Source organism: Microbacterium sp. NPDC077663 (genome assembly GCF_044542795.1).
Classification (GTDB): domain Bacteria; phylum Actinomycetota; class Actinomycetes; order Actinomycetales; family Microbacteriaceae; genus Microbacterium.
Genome location: NZ_JBITVE010000001.1, coordinates 1,118,493 through 1,135,385, shown reverse-complemented (window position 1 = coordinate 1,135,385; position 16,893 = coordinate 1,118,493). Strand labels below are relative to the sequence as shown.

Sequence of the window (16,893 nt, the reverse complement as noted above, 5' to 3'; positions counted from 1 at the left end):
TCATCTGGCTACACTCCGAAGTACAGCTCGTACTCGAACGGGTGCGGGCGCTGGGCCAGCGGCTGGATCTCGTTCTCGATCTTGTACTCGATCCACGTCTCGATGAGCTCGGGCGTGAACACGTTGCCACGGGTCAGGAACTCGTGGTCCGCGCGCAGAGCCTCGAGCGAGTCGAGCAGCGAGTTCGGCACCTGCGGGATGCCCTTGGCCTCCTCGGGCGGGAGCTCGTAGAGGTCCTTGTCGACGGGCTCGTGGGGCTCGATGCGGTTGATGATGCCGTCGATGCCGGCCATCAGCTGCGCGGCGAACGCGAGGTACGGGTTGCCCGAGGCATCCGGCGCGCGGAACTCGATGCGCTTGGCCTTGGGGTTCGAGCCGGTGATCGGGATGCGGATGGCCGCCGAGCGGTTACCGGCCGAGTACACGAGGTTGACCGGCGCCTCGAAGCCCTTCACCAGACGGTGGTAGCTGTTGAGGGTCGGGTTGGTGAAGGCCAGCACCGCCGGGGCGTGTGCCAGGATGCCGCCGATGTACCAGCGGGCGATGTCGGAGAGGCCGCCGTAGCCCTTCTCGTCGTAGAAGAGCGGCTCGCCGCCGTTCCACAGCGACTGGTGCGTATGCATGCCGGAACCGTTGTCACCGAACAGCGGCTTGGGCATGAAGGTCGCGACCTTGCCCCACTCCTCAGCGGTGTTCTTGACGATGTACTTGAACTTCAGGATGTCGTCCGCGGCGTGGACCATCGTGTCGAAGCGGTAGTTGATCTCCGCCTGACCGCCGGTGCCCACCTCGTGGTGCGCGCGCTCGAGGATGAGGCCCGCCTCGATGAGCTTCAGCGAGATGTCGTCACGCAGGTCGGCCTGCTTGTCGACGGGGGAGACGGGGAAGTAGCCGCCCTTGTAGGGGGTCTTGTTGGCGAGGTTGCCGCCCTCTTCGACGCGACCCGTGTTCCAGGCGCCTTCCTCGGAGTCGACGAAGTAGAAGCTCTGGTTCTGCTTAACGTCGTAGCGGACGTCGTCGAAGATGTAGAACTCGGCCTCGGGAGCGAAGAACGCGGTGTCGGCGATGCCGGTCGAGGCGAGGAACTTCTCGGCCTTCTTGGCGACCTGGCGGGGGTCCTTCGCGTAGATCTCACCGGTACGCGGGTTGTAGATGTCGAAGACCATGATCAGCGTCTTCGCCTCGCGGAACGGGTCCAGGTAGGCGGTCGTGACATCCGGGATCAGCTGCATGTCGGACTCGTGGATGTTCGCGAAGCCGCGGATCGAGGAGCCGTCGAAGAGCTGGCCGACCGTGAAGAACTCCTCGTCAACGGTCGCGGCCGGGATGTTGAAGTGCTGCTGCACACCAGGAAGATCCGTGAAACGGATGTCGAGGAACTTGACGTCCTCGTCCTTGATGAACGCGAGCACCTCGGAAGAATCTTTGAACATGGAGTCTCCAAGATCGGATGCGGTGTCGTCGCCTGTCGGATCAGGCGCCCCTCGAACCTATCGGGATGCAGTTGCCCGGCAGTGTCCCCGATGTTTCGGGGATGTTACGCGCCCCGGATTACGCTGAGACCGTGTCCTCGACTGTGCCCGACTATCCCGGCGAGCGGCTCGGCCGTCCCGCCACCGGCCGAGGCAGCATCGGCCGACCCGGCCGCCGGATCGGCGCTCTGTTCATCGACTACGCAGCGGCGACGATCCTTGCGACCGCGTTCTTCGGGTACGACCAGTTCGCACTCCCCGAGCAGGCGGGCTGGACTCTCTTCGCGCCGATGATCGTCTTCGCCGCCCTGCAGATCGTCTTCATCCCGACGATCGGAGGGAGCCCCGGGCACCGGATCCTCGGGATGCGGGTGGAGCTCGCCCGCGGCGGGTGGCCGGGCCTCTGGCGGCCCATCGTCCGCACGGCTCTGCTCGTGGTCGTGGTGCCGGCCGTCATCTGGGACGCCGATCAGCGCGGACTCCACGACAAGGCCATCGGAACGGTCCTCGTCAGAGGCTGACCGCGGCGTTACCGCGGTCGCGGAGCCCGGGCACGCGTGGGGTCGATGCCCTTCGGGATCGGCAGCGAGGTGACCGACTGCGACACCGAGTCGATGCGCTTGACGACGGCGGCGAGCGTCGCGCGGTCGACGGTCTTGGGCAGCGACTTGATCGTCTTCGCGAGCTTGGAGATGTGGACGTCGCCTTCGCCTTCGCCGACGTACAGCACCTCGATGTTGATGCCGGATGCGACCCGCGCGACCTTCTTCTTCTCGTCGTTCACGAGACGCGTCAGCCGGCCGCGCGCACCTTCGCCGATGATCACGACACCGCCGCGTCCGACCGCGCGGTAGACGGCGTCCTGCGTGCGCGGGTTGACGCCTACGGGCATGTCGGACGTGACCCAGCTGCGGCCGAGGCCCGTCGAGAGGATGTGGCCGGTGGCGCCCGGCATCCCGTCGAGCTTCTTGTACATGACCCGCGTGGACAGTCGCGTGAGCAGGATCATCGCGAACAGGATGCCCATGAGCACGCCGCTGACGCCCCACAGGATGACGCTCCAGAGCTGCACGGGCGGGACCAGGAGTCCGATGCCGACGCCCAACAGAACGCCCACGAGCAGCGCGCCGATGAGAGCCCACGGCAGCCACCGGAATTCGCTCCGGGTGAACGTGTACAGCGAGCGGATCTGCGAGAAGAATCCGGGGCGCTTCTCAGGTGCGGTACTGCGGGATGCCATGTGCTCAGCCTACCTTCGCGACCCGCCGACTTCTTCACACGTCGACGGCGAACACCGGCTCTCCACCGGCACGCGACGTCGTCGTCGTCGACCGTGCGGAGCCCCGGAGGCTGGAGAGATGGATCCCATCGCTCTGGACATCCCGCCGGCGCTGCGCGAGCTGACGGCAGCCGAGTCCCCGTACGCCGGGGTACTCCGGGTCGGCGATCCGCCCACCCTCTGGGTCGATGTCGATGTCTTCTCGGGTTCACCCGCGTGGGCGGCGGGCGGTCCCTCGCACATCCTGGCGCCGATGGATGCCGCGGGGACCCCGGACGGCCCGTGCGTCGTCCTGCCGCACTGCCCGGCTCGCCTCCACGAGGTCCTGGGCAAGGGTGACGTCTCCCCGGGAGCGCTCGTCACCCTTGCGGTGAGCGCGCTCCGGGGAGCCATCGAGGCCGACGAGTTGCACGCCGCGGCGGGGCGCTGGTGGGTGACGGCGGACGGCAGGCCCGTGCTCGCCCTCACCGGCACCGCGGGGTGGCGCGAGGACACGGTTGCGATGCTCCGAACAGCGGCTGCCTCGGATCCGGCGCTGCGGCGCGCGCTCGACAGCGCGGCTGACGCGATCAGCGACCCGCGGCTGCTCCGCCGGGAGAGTGATGCGATCGAAGGTGCCCTGTTCGCGGCGGCCGATCCCGAACCCCTTCCCACGGAGCGGCACGAGGCGGGAGTCGCGCCGGTGCGACGCGAGCGCGCCGGGGCGCCCCAGGTCCGACACAGCGGTGTCGCCGGCGTGGTGGAGGATCTGCTCGCCCGTCTCGTCGATGGGGGCGTCGCCGACCGGGTCGGCCGGGCATGGCGCGCGGTCGCCCGTGGACCGGGCAAGAGGAGGAGCGCGGGAGCGCGGCGGGAGGGTACGTCGGCAGCCGGGCGACGCCGCGTCGTCCTGGTCGCGGCCGCGGCGGCGACCGCTGTGATCGTCGCCGGGGCGGTGTGGCCATCGGGGGACGGAGATGGTCGGGCGGCCGCGGTGGCGGGATCCACCGAGAAGACGTCGACGCCGCAGCCGTCGGCATCCGCTGATCATCCGCCGACGCCGGAGGTCACGCCGACCAGCGAGAGGGCCGAGGACGAGGGGCCGCCGGAGATCGTCTACGCGGCGCGCGAACTGCTGGGCTCTCTCGTAGGGTGCGACGACGAGGCGTGTCGTGCGCAGTGGTGGGAGGATCCGGGCGCGGCCGGACCGATCGCCGCGGCCGTCGGCGAAGACTACGCCGTCGAGGTCGTCGACGAGTACGGCGGCGCGGCGGCGGTGCGGATCGTCGCACCGGAGGTGACGCAGGTGCTCGTCATGGTGCGGGTGGAAAAGCGATGGCTGGTCCGCGAGGTGTACGACCTCGCGGACCAGCCATGATGCCGCTGGGTGGTGTCAGGCGCCGAGCTGACCCTCGAACTGTGCGGCCTCGAGGCGGGCCTTCACGGCGCCGAGGAAGCGCGCGGCGTCGGCACCGTCGATGACGCGGTGGTCGTAGGACAGCGCCAGGTAGACGTACGAGCGAACGCTGATCGCGTCCTTGCCGTCGACCGTCACCACACCCGGGCGCTTCACGACGACGCCCGTGCCGAGGATGGCCGACTGCGGCAGGAAGACGACGGGCGTGTCGAACAGTGCCCCGCGCGAACCGGTGTTGGTCAGCGTGAAGGTCCCACCGGCGAGCTCGTCGGGCTTCAGCTTGTTGTTGCGGGTGCGATCGGCGAGGTCGGCGATCTCGTGGGCGATCTGAGCGATGTTCTTGTCACCGGCGTCACGCAGGACCGGTGTCAGCAGTCCGCGTTCGGTGTCCACGGCGATGGAGAGGTTCTCGCTCGGCGGGTAGACGATCTGGTCGCCGTCGACGGTCGCGTTGATGACCGGGAAGGCCTTGAGGGCCTCTGCGGCGGCCAGCGCGAAGAACGGCAGGAACGACAGCTTGTCACCGGTCTTCTCGAGGAACGAGTTCTTCACGGAGTCGCGGTAGTTCGCGAGCTTCGTGACATCGACCTCGACCACCGTCGTGAGCTGAGCAGTCTGCTGCATCGACTCGACGGCGCGGCTCGCGAGCACCTTGCGCAGTCGCGACATCGCCTGCGTGGTGCCCCGCAGCGGGGAGACCTCGAGCGGCGCCGGTGCGGCGGCCGGCGCCGCGGCGGGTGTCGGAGCAGCCTCGGCCTTGGGTGCCTCGGCGGCCTTGAGCACGTCCTCCTTGCGGATGCGCCCGCCGACGCCGCTGCCGCGGACGGTCGAGAGGTCGACGCCGTGCTGCTGGGCGAGCTTGCGGACCAGGGGCGTCACGTAGGTGACGCCGTCTTCCTCGGCGGTGTCCTCGGCGGGGGCCGGAGCGGGCTGCTCGGCCTTCGGCTCTTCGGCCTTCGGCTGCTCGGTCTTCGGCTCCTCAGCCCGGGGCTCTTCGGCCTTCGGCGACTCGACCTCGGTCGCCTTCTCCTCCGGGGCGGCGGGCGCGGACTCCGCGGGAGCCGCGGCGGCGCCGGACCCGACGCGGGCGAGCACCGCTCCGACCTCGACGGTCTCGTCCTCCTGGACGAGGATCTCGGTCAGGGTGCCGGCGATGGGCGAGGGGATCTCGGTGTCGACCTTGTCGGTCGAGATCTCGAGGAGCGGCTCATCGACGGCGACGTCGTCACCGACCTGCTTCAGCCAGCGGGTCACGGTGCCCTCGGTCACGCTCTCACCGAGCTCGGGGAGGACGACATCCTTCGAGTCACCGGATGCCGCCGGCGCGGACTCCGCGGGGGACTCCTGCGCGGCGGGCGCCGACTCCTCGGCGGCGGGTTCGGGAGCGGGCTCCTCGGCAGGGGCCTCTTCGGCGGGTGCCGACTCCTCCGGCGTGGACTCGGCCGGAGCCGACGAGCCGTCACCGATCTTCGCCAGCACGGCGCCGATCTCGACCGTCTCGTCCTCCTGGACGAGGATCTCCTCGATCACGCCGCTCACCGGCGAGGGGATCTCGGTGTCGACCTTGTCGGTCGAGATCTCCAGGAGACCCTCATCGGCCTGGACGGAATCACCGACCTTCTTGAGCCAGCGGGTGACCGTTCCCTCAGTGACGCTCTCGCCGAGCGCGGGGAGGACCACGGATGTGCTCATGACTGTGTCTCCTTCAAGAAAGTGCGATGTGCTGTCTAGCTTAGTGTCGCCCGTGCGACGGGGTCAGATGGTATGGAGGGGCTTGCCCGCGAGGGCGAGGAATGCCTCTCCGAGGGCTTCGCTCTGGGTGGGATGCGCGTGGACGAAGGGCGCGATGTCCTCGGGATGGGCTTCCCACCCGATCGCGAGCTGCCCCTCGGTGATGAGCTCGCCGACACGATCGCCGACGAGGTGGACGCCGATGACCGGCCCGTCGACCACCCGGACGACCTTCGCGAAACCGGCGGTCCCCAGGATCTCGCTCTTCGCATTGCCGGCGAGGTTGAACTCGTACGTCGCGACGCGATCGCCGTGCGTCTCGCGTGCCTGCGCCTCGGTGAGGCCCACGGACGCGACCTCCGGGTGGGAGTACGCGACCCTGGGGATGGTCGATTCCGGCACGGCCACCGGCGCGAGCCCTGCGATCCGCTCCGCGACGAAGATCCCCTGCTGGAAGCTCCGGTGCGCGAGCTGGAGTCCGGGAACGATGTCGCCGACCGCCCAGACGTGAGGGACGGAGGTCTGCAGGTCGCCGTCGACGACCACGAAGCCGCGGTCGAGGCGGACACCCGCCTCCTCCAGCCCCAGCCCCTCGGTGACGGGCCCGCGGCCGACGGCGACGAGGACGTAGTCCGCCTCGACCACCTGTCCGTCCGAGAGCGAGACCGCGACCGTGCCCTCGCGCTGCTCGACACCTTCGCACCGGGTCGAGAGTGCCGTCCGGATGCCGCGCTTGCGATACGCGCGCTCGAGCGCCTTGCTCGAGGCCGCGTCCTCCGCGGGCAGGAGCCGATCGAGCGCCTCGACGATCAGCACATCGGTGCCGAGGGAGCGCCATGCGCTCGCGAACTCGACCCCGATCACGCCGCCGCCGAGAACGACGACCGTGTTCGGGATGGTCTCGAGCGTCAGGGCCGTCTCGCTCGTGAGGACCCGTCCACCGATCTCGATGCCGGGCAGTGACCGCGTCTGTGAACCGGTGGCGAGGACGACGTCTGCACCGGCGTATTCGTCGTCACCGACGACCACCGTACGGTCACCCGTCACCCGGCCTTCGCCGGCGACGACGGTGATTCCGCGTGAGGAGAGCAGGCTCTGCAGGCCGCGGTACTTCTTCGCGACGATGCCCTCCCGGTAGGCGGTCATCCGCGCCGGATCGAATCCCGTCAGCGACGCCTCGACGCCGACTGCGGCGGCCTCGCGGACGTGGTCCGCGATCTCCGCGGTGTGCAGGAGCGCCTTCGTCGGGACGCATCCGCGGTGCAGGCAGGTGCCGCCCACCTTGTCCTTCTCGATGACGGCGACCTTCTTGCCGAGCTCGCTCGCCCGGATCGCGGCGGCGTACCCCCCGCTGCCGCCGCCGAGGACGACGACGTCGAACTCGCGCCGGCTCATCGGATCTCCGCTTCGAGGAAGGCGAGCAGCGACCGGACGGTCGCCGCTGTCGGGCCCTTGTCGGTCGAGCCGAACGGCGAGGCCTTGTTCTCGCCGCTGCCGGCGATGTCGAGGTGGACCCAGGGGATCCGCGGGGCGTCGGCGTCCTCTCCCGTGCGTCCGACGAAACGGCGCAGGAACAGGCCCGCGAACATCGTGCCGCCCGCCGGATCGCCGACCTTCGCGTTCCGGAGGTCGGCGATGGGGGAGTCGAGCTCGTCCTCCATGTGATCGGGGAGGGGCAGCTGCCACGCCGGCTCACCGACAGAGGACGCCGCCTCGAGGTAGCGGGCGACGGTCACGTCGTCACCCATGACGCCCGTGTGCCGGTTGCCCAGGGCGACGATGACGGCGCCTGTCAGCGTCGCGATGTCAACGAGGACGTCGGGGTGGGTCCGGCTCGCGGCGACGAGCCCGTCGGCCATGACGAGGCGACCCTCGGCATCCGTGTTGAGCACTTCGACGCTCTGGCCGTCGAGCATCCGCAACACATCGCCGGGCCGCGTCGCACGCCCGGACGGCATGTTGTCGGCGATGCACAGCCATGCGGTCACGGCGAGCGGCAATTCCCGCTGGGCGGCTGCCCGCACGACTGCGAGCGCGGTCGCGGCTCCCGCCATGTCGAATTTCATACCGACCATGGATGCCGGTGGCTTCAGCGACAGGCCGCCGGTGTCGAACGTGATGCCCTTGCCCACCAGGGCGATGTGACGGGCGGCGTCCGCGGGTGCGTAGGTGAGGCGGACCAGGCGCGGCGGGCGGTCGGAACCCTTGCCGACCCCGAGGATGCCGCCGTACCCCTGCGCCTCGAGCTCCGCCTCGTCGAGCACCTCGACGTCGACGGGGAGGCCGGCGACGGCCTCGATGGCTCGTTCGGCGAGGTCGGCGGGGCCCAACCATTCGGCGGGGATGTTCACGAGGTCCTTCACGAGCGCCACGGCGGAGCCGACGACGTCGACGGCGCGCAGCTCGGCGGCGTCGACATCCGTGCCCAGATGCAGGACTACCTGCGATGCGCGGCTCTTCGCCGTGTCGGACGACTTGTACCCCTCGAAGCGGTAGCCGCCGAGGACGGCGCCCTCCGCCGCGGCGCGCCAGTGCGCTTCGGCGTGCGGGATCGCGACGGCGAGTCGCGCGTAGCCGGTCGTCGTGCGGACGGCGGCACCCACGGCATCCCGGACCGCGTCGGCCGACGCAGCGGCGCCGGTGCCGACGACGAAGAGGGGGAGGTCGGTCGCGGCGGGCGCGAAGACGCGGGTCGTCGTGCCGATGGCCCCGGTGAACCCGACGCCGCGCAGCACGTCCTCGACGCCGGGCCAGTCGGCGAGGACCGCGGCGGCCTCATCGAGCGGAGGGAGGGCGAGAACGATCGCGTCGGCGCCGCCGTCGCGTGCGGGGGAGGTGGACACGGTCAGCTCGGGGTACGGCATGGTCTCCATCCTATGGAGGGGTGCGTTCGCTCAGAGCGGGACGGTGGGCGCGCCGAGCGCTCCGGGCGTGCTCCTACAGTGGAGTCATGCCCCTGTCTGGTCCCCTCTACGAGCGCATCACGACCGCGCCGCCCGTGCCGGCGGGTCTGCCGCTGGTGGTCGCGTTGACCGGCTTCACGGATGCCGGGTCCGCCGTCTCGCGCGTGGTCGACCACTTGCACGCCGAGCTCGACCCCCAGCCGGTCATCACCTTCAATCCGGACGTGCTCTTCGACTACCGGGCCCGTCGTCCTCTCATCACTTTCAACGGCGACCACCTCGAGGACTACCAACCGCCGCGGCTCGACCTCGCTCTCGTGCACGACTCGCTCGGTCAGCCATTCGTGCTGTTGTCCGGGTACGAGCCCGACTTCGCGTGGGAGGCCTTCGTCGACACCGTGGTCGGTCTCGCCGAAGGGCTGCAGGTGCGGTCGGTGACCTGGGTGCACGCGATCCCGATGCCGGTGCCGCACACCCGGCCGCTGGGGACCACCGTCAGCGGCAACCGTGCGGAGCTCACCGAGGCGCACTCCGTCTGGAAGCCGCGCACGCAGGTCCCCTCGACCGCAGGACACCTCCTCGAGTACCGGCTCTCCGACGCGGGTGTCTCGGTGTCGGGCTTCGCGCTGCTGGTGCCCCACTACCTCGCCGAGACCGATTTCCCGGCCGCCGCCATCGCGGCCCTCGACAGCGTCTCGGTCGCGACGGGCCTCGTCTTCGACAGCGACACCCTTCGCGAGGAGAACCGCGAGTACCTCGAGAAGGTGGACGACCAGGTGTCGGCCAGCGAAGAGCTCACCACCATGCTCGGCAACCTCGAGAACCGGTACGACGCGTACATGGCCGGCTCGACGCAGGCTCAGCCGATCATCCACACCGGCGATCTCCCGTCGGCAGATGAGCTGGCCGCCGAACTCGAACGATTCCTCGCCAATCGCCCATCGGGGGACGACGACCGCCGCCCCGGCCTCGGCTGACTCACCGCCGCCACCGCCCTCGCGGCATCCCGCAGGGGAATGCGCACAAGGTATTCGGTGTTGACACGGGTGCGTCCTTCATGCATCCGAGACGTATGAGAGAATGGACGAAATGACCCGTTGTCGGGCCCGTGGAGTCGCTTCCGTGCGAGTCCACGGACTTGACAAGGGTCTTATTAGTGTCCGAAACCCGGCGGAGTGCCGTCGGTGAAAGGCGAAACGTGACTTCGAGCACGAGGACCACCCGTACACGAGCGGCCGACACGGTCGACGACGCCGACACGGTCGAGCCTGAGGCGACGACCACCACGGCGAAGAAGGCCCCGGCTCGTAAGGCCGCGGCGAAGAAGCCGGCCGCGACGAAGGCGTCCCCGGCGAAGGCGCGCGCGAAGAAGTCGGACGACGAGGACGACGAGGAAGAGGTCGACGAGGCCGAGCTCGACGTCGAAGCCGCTGACGACGCGTCGGACGACGATGCGAAGAAGGACGCCGACAAGGCGGACGGCGACGACGAGGACGAGCCCGCGAAGCCGGCGTTCACCGAGCCCCTGCCCACGGGCGCGATCGTCATCTCGTCCTCCGACGATGACGAGGTGCCGGTCTACTCGACGCAGATCACCGGCGCGACGGCCGACCCGGTCAAGGACTACCTGAAGCAGATCGGCAAGGTCCCGCTCCTGAACGCGGCCGAAGAGGTCGAGCTCGCGATGCGCATCGAGGCGGGCCTGTTCGCCGAAGAGAAGCTCTCGCACATGACGGCGGCCGAGAAGTCGTCGCAGCTGGGCCTCGACCTGCAGTGGGTCGCCCGTGACGGGCAGCGCGCGAAGAGCCACCTGCTCGGCGCGAACCTGCGCCTGGTCGTCTCGCTCGCCAAGCGCTACACCGGTCGCGGCATGCAGTTCCTGGACCTGATCCAGGAGGGCAACCTCGGCCTCATCCGCGCCGTCGAGAAGTTCGACTACACCAAGGGCTTCAAGTTCTCGACCTACGCGACGTGGTGGATCCGCCAGGCGATCACGCGTGCCATGGCCGACCAGGCGCGTACGATCCGCATCCCGGTGCACATGGTCGAGGTCATCAACAAGCTGGCCCGCGTGCAGCGCCAGATGCTCCAGGACCTGGGCCGCGAGCCCACGCCCGAGGAGCTCAGCCGCGAGCTCGACATGACCCCCGAGAAGGTCATCGAGGTCCAGAAGTACGGCCGCGAGCCCATCTCGCTGCACACGCCCCTGGGCGAGGATGGCGACAGCGAGTTCGGTGACCTGATCGAGGACACCGAGGCCGTCGTTCCGGCCGACGCGGTGGGGTTCACGATGCTGCAGCGCCAGCTGGAGTCGCTTCTCGACTCGCTCAGCGAGCGCGAAGCGGGAGTGATCCGGATGCGCTTCGGCCTCGGCGACGGTCAGCCGAAGACGCTCGACCAGATCGGCGACACCTTCGGCGTCACGCGCGAGCGGATCCGTCAGATCGAGTCCAAGACGATGGCGAAGCTGCGGCATCCGTCGCGGTCGCAGTCGCTCCGGGACTACCTCGAATGAGCGGCGCCGCGAACGAGGGCAAGGAGCTCACGCGAGCGGTCGACGGCGCGACGTTCGCCCGGATCCCGATCCGGACGCACGTCGTCATGCCGGGGGAGGACATCGACGAGATCGTCGCGACGTACGCGGCGCCCGAACTGCAGCCCGGTGACCTCCTCTTCGTGACGGAGAAGATCGTCGCGATCACCCAGGGACGGTCGTACCTCGTCGAGGACATCACCCCGCGTCCGCTCGCACGCTTCCTGTCGCGCTATGTCGTGAAGACGAAGTACGGCATCGGTCTGGGTATGCCCGAGACGATGGAGATGGCGCTGCGGGAATGCGGGACGCCTCGCATCCTCTTCGCCGCCGGCGTCGCAGCGATCACGAAGCTGTTCGGACGGCGCGGTGACTTCTATCGCATCGCCGGTGACAAGGCCCGGTCCATCGACGGTCCGACCCCGCACACGATCCCGCCCTACAACAAGGCGGTTGTGCTCGGTCCGACGGACCCGGCCGGAGTCGCGTCGCACCTGAAGTCCCGGCTCGGCGGTGCGTACGACGTGGCTGTCGTCGACATCAACGACATCGGCGGCAACATCCTCGGATCGACGCTCGACAAGGCGGGGGAGCAGCGGCTCGTCCGCATCCTCTCGGACAACCCGCTCGGCCAAGGACACCAGTCCACGCCGCTCGGCATCATCCGCCCCTCGAAGGCGTGACCGTGAGCGCCGTCAACAGGCTCTATCGCCGCGCCCGATTCTTCGTCCGTCGCATCGCGAACTTCGACACGGAGCGGGTCCTGCAGTTCGCCCGACAGTCCGCGCAGCTCTCGAAGGCGCCGCTGTGGTGGGTCGTCGCCGACATGGCGTGGTGCTCGGTCCGGTACGAGACGACGTTCGAGAACTACTCCGAGTGGGACTTCCGCATCCTCAAGGGGCGTGAACGCAAGACGTACATGACCGACCCGAAGTCGTTCCACCTGTCGCGTCGGTTGAACGACAACGCCCAGCGCGCGATCTTCGACGACAAGCTCCAATTCGCGACCCGTTTCGGCGCCGAATTGGGACGTGAGTGGATCGATCTGGGGACGACGGATGCCGCGGCTTTCGCCGCCTTCGTCGGTCGCCACCCGCGCATCATCGCGAAGAACCCGGGAGGTGTCGGCGGCAACGGCATCACACTGGTGGACTCGACCGACATCGACGACGTCGAGGCGTTCCGCCAGCGGCTGCACGCCGATGGGCAGACGCTCGTTGAAGAGGTGCTCGTGCAGCACCCCGACATGGCGGCCCTTTACCCTGGGAGCGTCAACTCGCTCCGCATGGTCTCCTACCTCGACCCGGAGGGTGAGGTGCACGTCCTCGCCGGAGTCCTGAAGATCGGCAACGGCGGCGTCATCGACAACTTCAGCAACGGCGGCATGTACACGATGCTCGACGAGAGCGGGCGGGCCCTCCACGCCGCCAGCGACGAAGAGGGTCGTCCCTTTGCGGAACACCCGGCAACGGGCACACCCATCACGGGGTTCCAGGTGCCGCTCTACGACCAGGTGCTCGACCTCGTCGACCGCCTCGCCCGTCGCGTCCCGGCGTTCCCCTACATCGGGTGGGACGTCGCGATCACCCCCGATGGTCCCGTCGTCATCGAGGGCAACCACAACTCCGGTGTCTTCCAGTCGAAGCCCTCGGTCTCCGGCATCCGTCGCGGCCTGCTGCCCCGCTATCGCGCCGCGATGCGTTTCTGACCGATCCGAACGAAGGGACCGCCATGCGCCGCATCCGTGTCCGCCTGCAGTACCTCCTCCGACGCGCGCGCAAGCTCCGACCGGGCAACCTGGTCGAGTTCGCCCGCACGGTGCAGCGCGTGTCGAAGGCGCCGCTCCCGGTGATCATCGCGGACATGCTGTGGTGCTCGGTGCGCTACGACATGGCCTTCCGCGACTACGCGGTGTGGGACATCCGACTCCTGAACGCCCGGGAGCGCAAGACGTGGATGACGCACCCCAAGTCGTTCCGGATCACGAAGATGTACAACACCCCGGAGGGCCGGTCGAAGCTCGAGGACAAGCGCCGGTTCGCGCGGGAGTACGCCGACCTGCTCGGTCGCGAGACGATCGATGTGCGTGACGTCGACGACGCCCAGCTGGCCGCGTTCCTCTCGCGGCATCCGCGCGTGCTGGCGAAGCCGAACGAAGGTCACGGCGGCGGCGGCATCGAGCTCCACGAGGTGACCCCCGACGTCGACGCCGCACGGTTCCGCGCCGAAGCGACCGCGAAGGGGCAGACCGTGCTCGACGAGTTCATCGTCCAGCACCCCGCGATGTCGGCGCTCTACCCCGACGCCGTCAACACCGTGCGCCTGATCACGTTCCTCGACGCGGAGGATCGGGTGCATCTGCTCGCCGCCGTTCTGCGCATCGGCAACGGCGACGTGATCGACAACTTCGCCTCGGGCGGCATGTTCACGATGCTCGACGACGACGGTGTCGCGTTGTATCCGGGCGTCGACAAGAACAGCAACGTGTATCGCGAGCACCCGGTGACGGGAACGCCGATCGTGGGATTCCAGGTGCCGCTCTACTGCGAGATCCTCGACCTGGTCGCCGCCCTCGCGCGCCGCACGCCGGAGGCGCCCTACGTCGGCTGGGACATCGCGATCACCGCGAACGGTCCCGTCGTCATCGAAGGCAACCACAACTCCAGCGTCTTCCAACCGAAGCCGTCGGCGTCGGGCGTGCGCACCGGTCTGCTGCCCGTCTACCAGGCGGCCGTCGGCTTCTGACCCGGACACACGCGAAGGCCCCCTGCGATGCAGGGGGCCTTCGTCGTGATCGGGATGCCGCGGCTCAGACCGATTCGGTCAGGCGCGCAGTCTCGTCGTGCCACGAGGTGGCGACGGCGCGGAGCTTCTCTTCGTACTTGCGGCCGTGGTGGGCGCAGAACAGGAGTTCGCTCCCGTTGACCTCGGCGGCGATGTAGGCCTGCGCTCCGCAGGAGTCGCAGCGATCCATCGCCGTCAGGCGGTGTTCGAGGACGGCTCCGGGCTCGGTGGTGGTCGACGTGCTCATGTCAGGTGCCTCCTCGTACTGCTCATGACGGGTGAACTGTCAGGCAATACAACCACGCGGATGTTGCGGGTATGCCGCCATTGCGTGACATTTCGCTGTGCGCGTACGGTATGCGTCCGCTGTGCGTGACGACCCGGTGTCGGCGTGTGTGTCGATCGGCTCCGTGTCGGAGGTGGCGCATACGATGGGAGATCGTGACAGCCGAGTATTCCGCCCATCATCTCCAGGTCCTGGAAGGGCTCGAGGCCGTGCGCAAGCGGCCCGGTATGTACATCGGCTCGACGGACTCCCGAGGGCTCATGCACTGCCTCTGGGAGATCATCGACAACTCCGTCGATGAAGCCCTCGGGGGTCACGGGGACCGCATCGAGATCATCCTGCACTCGGACGGCAGTGTCGAGGTGCGTGATCGGGCCCGCGGCATCCCCGTCGACGTGGAGCCGCGCACAGGTCTCACCGGTGTCGAGGTCGTCTTCACCAAGCTGCACGCGGGCGGCAAGTTCGGCGGCGGGTCGTATGCGGCATCCGGGGGTCTGCACGGCGTCGGCGCGTCCGTCGTCAACGCCCTCTCGGAGCGGCTCGACGTCGAGGTCGACCGCTCAGGCAAGACCTACGCGATGTCCTTCCACCGGGGCGAGCCCGGCTCCTTCGACGGCGATTCGCCGTCGTCCGGGTTCCGGCCCTTCGAGAAGTCGAGCGAGCTGCGGGTGGTCGGCAAAGCCGCGAAGGGCGTCACGGGCACCCGCATCCGCTACTGGGCCGACCGGCAGATCTTCACGAAGGACGCCGCCTTCGATCTCGGCGAGCTCGAGCAGCGCGCGCGTCAGACCGCCTTCCTCGTCCCCGGTCTCGAGATCGTCATCGTCGATCAGCGCACCGCGGACACCGTCGAGACCAGCTATCGCTTCGACGGCGGCATCTCGGAGTTCGCCGACTTCCTCGCGCCGGATGCGCCGATCACGGACACGTGGCGTCTGACGGGAACCGGCACGTTCACCGAGACGGTGCCCGTCCTGCAGGCGTCCGGGGCGATGGTCCCGACCGAGGTGCAGCGCGAGTGCGAGGTCGACATCGCCCTGCGGTGGGGCACGGGGTACGAGACCGTCACACGCTCGTTCGTGAACATCATCGCGACGCCCAAGGGCGGCACGCACCAGCAGGGCTTCGAGCAGGGACTCATGAAGACCCTCCGCGGCCAGATCGAGTCCAACGCCCGCAAGCTCAAAGTCGGCGCGAACGACAAGATCGAGAAGGACGACATCCTCGCCGGCCTCTCCGCGGTGCTCACCGTGCGGCTTCCGGAGCCGCAGTTCGAGGGCCAGACGAAGGAGATCCTCGGCACCCCGGCCGTCCGCAACATCGTGACGTCCGTCGTGTCGAAGGAGCTGGCCGCGAAGTTCGCCTCGCCGAAGCGGGACGACAAGGCGCAGACCGCTCTGCTGCTCGAGAAGGTCGTCTCCGAGATGAAGGCGCGCATCTCGGCCCGCACACACAAGGAGACGCAGCGTCGCAAGAATGCGCTCGAGTCGTCGTCGCTGCCCACAAAGCTCGCCGACTGCCGGACGAACGACGTCGCCGAGTCCGAGCTGTTCATCGTCGAGGGCGATTCGGCGCTCGGCACGGCCAAGCACGCCCGCAACAGCGAGTACCAGGCGCTCCTGCCGATCCGGGGCAAGATCCTCAACGTCCAGAAGGCGTCGATCAGCGACATGCTGTCGAACGCGGAGTGCGCGGCCATCATCCAGGTGATCGGTGCCGGCTCCGGTCGCTCCTTCGATCTCGAGGCCGCGCGCTACGGGAAGATCATCCTGATGAGCGACGCCGACGTCGACGGTGCCCACATCCGCACGCTGCTGCTCACCCTCTTCTTCCGGTACATGCGACCGCTCATCCAGGAGGGACGGGTGTACGCCGCCGTGCCGCCGCTGCACCGCGTCGTCGTGATCAATCCGGGTTCGAAGCCGAACGAGACGATCTACACCTACAGCGAGCAGGAACTCCACGCGCTGCTGGCGAAGCTCACGAAGGCCGGCAAGCGCTGGCAGGAGCCGGTGCAGCGGTACAAGGGTCTCGGCGAGATGGACGCCGATCAGCTCGCGACGACCACGATGGACCGGGCGGGACGCACGCTCCGTCGGGTGCGGGCGCAAGACGCCGAGGTGGCGTCGACGGTTTTCGAACTGCTGATGGGGTCCGAGGTGGCGCCCCGGCGCGACTTCATCGTCACCTCGAGCGAGCGTCTCGACCGCGAGCGCATCGATGCGTGAGCGGTTGGCCGGACGCTAGTAGCGTGTGCGCATGAGCTCCCACCGTGTCGTCGCACCCGTGATCGCTCCGGGCGACAAGCTCCAAGGTCCGGCGTCCTACTTCCCGAGCATCGAGAAGACCTACGGACAGCCCGTCCAGCACTGGCTCGACATCGCCGCCGACGCCCTCGACTCGCGCACGCACATGGAGACGGTTGCGCTCCTCAAAGAGGAGCACGGACTGGGTCACGGGCACGCCAACGCGATCGTCGCCTACGTCAAGGCGAAATTGAACGCCTGAC

Annotated in this window: 15 protein-coding genes; 9 read left to right on the top strand and 6 right to left on the bottom strand. The window is 68.7% G+C overall.

Annotated features, from left to right (window positions below):
• Positions 1 to 8 precede the first annotated feature (8 nt).
• Positions 9 to 1,433, bottom strand: a complete 1,425-nt coding sequence (glnA, locus tag ACIGEP_RS05545) for a type I glutamate--ammonia ligase (protein WP_396660608.1) — start codon at positions 1,431 to 1,433, stop codon at positions 9 to 11.
• Between the two features lie 131 nt (positions 1,434 to 1,564).
• On the opposite strand from glnA, the gene ACIGEP_RS05540 reads away from it, so the two are divergent.
• The gene (locus ACIGEP_RS05540) at positions 1,565 to 1,993 is read left to right on the top strand and encodes an RDD family protein (RefSeq protein WP_396660607.1); all 429 of its coding nucleotides are present in this window, start codon (positions 1,565 to 1,567) and stop codon (positions 1,991 to 1,993) included.
• A gap of 8 nt (positions 1,994 to 2,001) precedes the next feature.
• Here the strand turns inward: ACIGEP_RS05540 and ACIGEP_RS05535 are convergent, their stop codons facing one another.
• Positions 2,002 to 2,712 carry a DUF4191 domain-containing protein gene (locus ACIGEP_RS05535; RefSeq protein WP_396660606.1) on the bottom strand — a complete coding sequence of 237 codons (711 nt, stop codon included), beginning with the start codon at positions 2,710 to 2,712 and terminating at the stop codon, positions 2,002 to 2,004.
• A gap of 118 nt (positions 2,713 to 2,830) precedes the next feature.
• Here ACIGEP_RS05535 and ACIGEP_RS05530 point away from each other — a divergent pair, with 118 nt between their 5' ends.
• Positions 2,831 to 4,108, top strand: coding sequence for a hypothetical protein (locus ACIGEP_RS05530; RefSeq protein ID WP_396660605.1), 1,278 nt, complete (start codon positions 2,831 to 2,833; stop codon positions 4,106 to 4,108).
• 15 nt (positions 4,109 to 4,123) lie between these two features.
• Here the strand turns inward: ACIGEP_RS05530 and sucB are convergent, their stop codons facing one another.
• The 3 genes from sucB to ACIGEP_RS05515 all read right to left on the bottom strand — a co-directional run bounded on the left by sucB (position 4,124) and on the right by ACIGEP_RS05515 (position 8,742).
• Positions 4,124 to 5,839 (bottom strand): 2-oxoglutarate dehydrogenase, E2 component, dihydrolipoamide succinyltransferase, encoded by a 1,716-nt coding sequence (sucB, locus tag ACIGEP_RS05525; RefSeq protein ID WP_396660604.1) that lies wholly within the window; start codon positions 5,837 to 5,839, stop codon positions 4,124 to 4,126.
• A 63-nt stretch (positions 5,840 to 5,902) separates the two neighbouring features.
• Positions 5,903 to 7,273: a dihydrolipoyl dehydrogenase gene (gene lpdA / locus ACIGEP_RS05520; RefSeq protein ID WP_396660603.1), complete on the bottom strand. Its 1,371-nt coding sequence runs from the start codon at positions 7,271 to 7,273 to the stop codon at positions 5,903 to 5,905.
• Positions 7,270 to 8,742: a leucyl aminopeptidase gene (locus ACIGEP_RS05515; RefSeq protein ID WP_396660602.1), complete on the bottom strand. Its 1,473-nt coding sequence runs from the start codon at positions 8,740 to 8,742 to the stop codon at positions 7,270 to 7,272. The genes lpdA and ACIGEP_RS05515 overlap by 4 nt, the downstream gene beginning before the upstream one ends.
• Before the next feature lie 86 nt (positions 8,743 to 8,828).
• On the opposite strand from ACIGEP_RS05515, the gene ACIGEP_RS05510 reads away from it, so the two are divergent.
• The 5 genes from ACIGEP_RS05510 to ACIGEP_RS05490 all read left to right on the top strand — a co-directional run bounded on the left by ACIGEP_RS05510 (position 8,829) and on the right by ACIGEP_RS05490 (position 14,059).
• Positions 8,829 to 9,758, top strand: coding sequence for a proteasome assembly chaperone family protein (locus ACIGEP_RS05510; protein ID WP_396660601.1), 930 nt, complete (start codon positions 8,829 to 8,831; stop codon positions 9,756 to 9,758).
• A gap of 221 nt (positions 9,759 to 9,979) precedes the next feature.
• Entirely contained in the window at positions 9,980 to 11,296 is a 1,317-nt protein-coding gene (locus tag ACIGEP_RS05505) for an RNA polymerase sigma factor (protein ID WP_396660600.1), read from the top strand.
• Positions 11,293 to 11,997: a coenzyme F420-0:L-glutamate ligase gene (locus ACIGEP_RS05500; RefSeq protein WP_396660599.1), complete on the top strand. Its 705-nt coding sequence runs from the start codon at positions 11,293 to 11,295 to the stop codon at positions 11,995 to 11,997. The genes ACIGEP_RS05505 and ACIGEP_RS05500 overlap by 4 nt, the downstream gene beginning before the upstream one ends.
• Positions 11,998 to 11,999: 2 nt before the next feature.
• Entirely contained in the window at positions 12,000 to 13,022 is a 1,023-nt protein-coding gene (locus tag ACIGEP_RS05495) for a sugar-transfer associated ATP-grasp domain-containing protein (protein ID WP_396660598.1), read from the top strand.
• A 23-nt stretch (positions 13,023 to 13,045) separates the two neighbouring features.
• A complete protein-coding gene (locus tag ACIGEP_RS05490; RefSeq protein ID WP_396660597.1) occupies positions 13,046 to 14,059 on the top strand; it encodes a sugar-transfer associated ATP-grasp domain-containing protein in 1,014 nt (337 codons plus the stop codon).
• Positions 14,060 to 14,123: 64 nt separating this feature from the next.
• On the opposite strand, the gene ACIGEP_RS05485 is transcribed toward ACIGEP_RS05490, so the two are convergent.
• Positions 14,124 to 14,345, bottom strand: coding sequence for a hypothetical protein (locus ACIGEP_RS05485; protein ID WP_018186680.1), 222 nt, complete (start codon positions 14,343 to 14,345; stop codon positions 14,124 to 14,126).
• 194 nt (positions 14,346 to 14,539) lie between these two features.
• Here ACIGEP_RS05485 and ACIGEP_RS05480 point away from each other — a divergent pair, with 194 nt between their 5' ends.
• Positions 14,540 to 16,612, top strand: a complete 2,073-nt coding sequence (locus ACIGEP_RS05480; RefSeq protein ID WP_396660596.1) for a type IIA DNA topoisomerase subunit B — start codon at positions 14,540 to 14,542, stop codon at positions 16,610 to 16,612.
• Positions 16,613 to 16,643: 31 nt separating this feature from the next.
• Positions 16,644 to 16,892 (top strand): DUF4287 domain-containing protein, encoded by a 249-nt coding sequence (locus ACIGEP_RS05475; protein WP_396660595.1) that lies wholly within the window; start codon positions 16,644 to 16,646, stop codon positions 16,890 to 16,892.
• Position 16,893 lies beyond the last annotated feature (1 nt).

What these genes read in the sequence shown, in the direction of transcription:
- glnA (WP_396660608.1), bottom strand. Translation starts at nt 1,433, where the DNA reads ATGTTCAAAGATTCTTCCGAGGTGCTCGCGTTCATCAAGGACGAGGAC.
- ACIGEP_RS05535 (WP_396660606.1), bottom strand. Translation starts at nt 2,712, where the DNA reads ATGGCATCCCGCAGTACCGCACCTGAGAAGCGCCCCGGATTCTTCTCG.
- ACIGEP_RS05530 (WP_396660605.1), top strand. Translation starts at nt 2,831, where the DNA reads ATGGATCCCATCGCTCTGGACATCCCGCCGGCGCTGCGCGAGCTGACG.
- sucB (WP_396660604.1), bottom strand. Translation starts at nt 5,839, where the DNA reads ATGAGCACATCCGTGGTCCTCCCCGCGCTCGGCGAGAGCGTCACTGAG.
- lpdA (WP_396660603.1), bottom strand. Translation starts at nt 7,273, where the DNA reads ATGAGCCGGCGCGAGTTCGACGTCGTCGTCCTCGGCGGCGGCAGCGGG.
- ACIGEP_RS05515 (WP_396660602.1), bottom strand. Translation starts at nt 8,742, where the DNA reads ATGCCGTACCCCGAGCTGACCGTGTCCACCTCCCCCGCACGCGACGGC.
- ACIGEP_RS05510 (WP_396660601.1), top strand. Translation starts at nt 8,829, where the DNA reads ATGCCCCTGTCTGGTCCCCTCTACGAGCGCATCACGACCGCGCCGCCC.
- ACIGEP_RS05500 (WP_396660599.1), top strand. Translation starts at nt 11,293, where the DNA reads ATGAGCGGCGCCGCGAACGAGGGCAAGGAGCTCACGCGAGCGGTCGAC.
- ACIGEP_RS05490 (WP_396660597.1), top strand. Translation starts at nt 13,046, where the DNA reads ATGCGCCGCATCCGTGTCCGCCTGCAGTACCTCCTCCGACGCGCGCGC.
- ACIGEP_RS05485 (WP_018186680.1), bottom strand. Translation starts at nt 14,345, where the DNA reads ATGAGCACGTCGACCACCACCGAGCCCGGAGCCGTCCTCGAACACCGC.
- ACIGEP_RS05475 (WP_396660595.1), top strand. Translation starts at nt 16,644, where the DNA reads ATGAGCTCCCACCGTGTCGTCGCACCCGTGATCGCTCCGGGCGACAAG.